Raw genomic sequence first — 1,302 nt, 5'->3', positions numbered from 1 at the left:
AGCCGCGCTTGACGTCCGTCGCCAGGAGGAGCGCGAGCACGGCGGCAAGCGCCGCGCCGCCCAGCACGGCGGCGCGCCTGCCGCGGCCGGCGCTAAGCCGGCCCGGCCAGCGCCTCGCCCGCAGCCATTCGAGGAGGAGCGGCACGGTGGCGAGCTGGGCCGCGAGATAGACCGGAAAGGTGTAGCGGCTCGGCAGGTGCAGCCTGAAGAGGAGCAGCGCCGAGAGCGCGAACCAGAGCGTGCAGGCAAGCAGGAGGTAGAGCGGAAGCCGCGAGGCGGTCCGCGGGGCCGCCGCCGGCCGGAGCGTCCGCAAAAAGAGCACCACCGGCCCCGCCGCGAGCGCGGCGAAATAGCCCAGGAAGGCGAGCACGGGGAAATCGGTGCAGGCATTGGCGAAGAAGCCGAGCCGCCGCTGGCAGACGAAATCGAGCGAGCCGTCCGGCTCGAAGATCGCGCCCCTCCCGCCATGGGCGAAGGTCGGGATGGTGCGCGCCTCGGCAAGCGTGACCGTCGGCTCGAACGGGCTGCTCGCGAGCAGGAACGGCAGGATGCCGGCGATCGTCGCGGCGGCCGCGGCGGCGACCATCAGGACGCGCCGGCGTTCCAGGGACACGAGGAAGCGCGCGCCCGGCTCGAAGAGGGTGAGGCCGACCACCGTCGCCGTCACCAGACCGAGCTGCGGATAGGTTCCGCAGAGCGCGAGCTGGCCGAGCGCCGTCTGCAGCGGGCGGCGCCGGGCGAGCCCGTCGAGCACGACGAGGATCAGGAGCGGCCAGAAGGCGCGCGGCGTGCCGCTCACCACGAAGTCCTTGTAGAGGCATTCGTGGAGCGCGAAGAGGCTCGTCGCGAAGGCGATCGCGGGATCCGCGCCGATCGCCCGGACGAACCGGTAGGCGTACCAGGCGATGAGCGGGAAGAGCGCCGCCGGCAGCAGCTTGGCGAAGAGGACGGGCTCGATGCCCGCCAACCAGGCGAGGCGAAAGAGCGCGCTGAAGAGCCACGGGCTGACCGACTGCCAGTAATCGGCCATCAGATCGCCTTGGAGGGCGGCCGGATCGTCCCAGCGCCCCATCCAGGCGAGGAACATGCGCGTGTCGTCCTGCACGCTGCCCGCCTCGGCGAAGGCGCTCGCGAGATAGGCAACGCTGCCGACGGCGCCGAAAAGGAGCACCAGGCACAGCCAGAAGCCGGATTCGTCGCGGGCGCGGAGCCGCCGCAGCACGAACTCCGCCAGGCGCTCCGGCGCCGCGGCCGCGCGGAGGCGATCGGCCGCCTCGCCGCTCACCGGCCGCCGTCCTCGCC

1 protein-coding gene is annotated in these 1,302 nt (G+C 72.9%); it reads right to left on the bottom strand.

Annotation, left to right across the window (positions count from 1 at the left end; genetic code table 11):
• Positions 1–1,285 (bottom strand): hypothetical protein (locus E4O86_RS22930; RefSeq protein ID WP_205521063.1); only part of this gene is annotated, 1,285 nt, incomplete at its 3' end.
• Positions 1,286–1,302 lie beyond the last annotated feature (17 nt).

The sequence above is a fragment of the Propylenella binzhouense genome (genome assembly GCF_009866965.1).
Lineage (GTDB): Bacteria > Pseudomonadota > Alphaproteobacteria > Rhizobiales > Afifellaceae > Propylenella > Propylenella binzhouense.
This window is presented reverse-complemented; position numbering and strand designations above follow the sequence as displayed.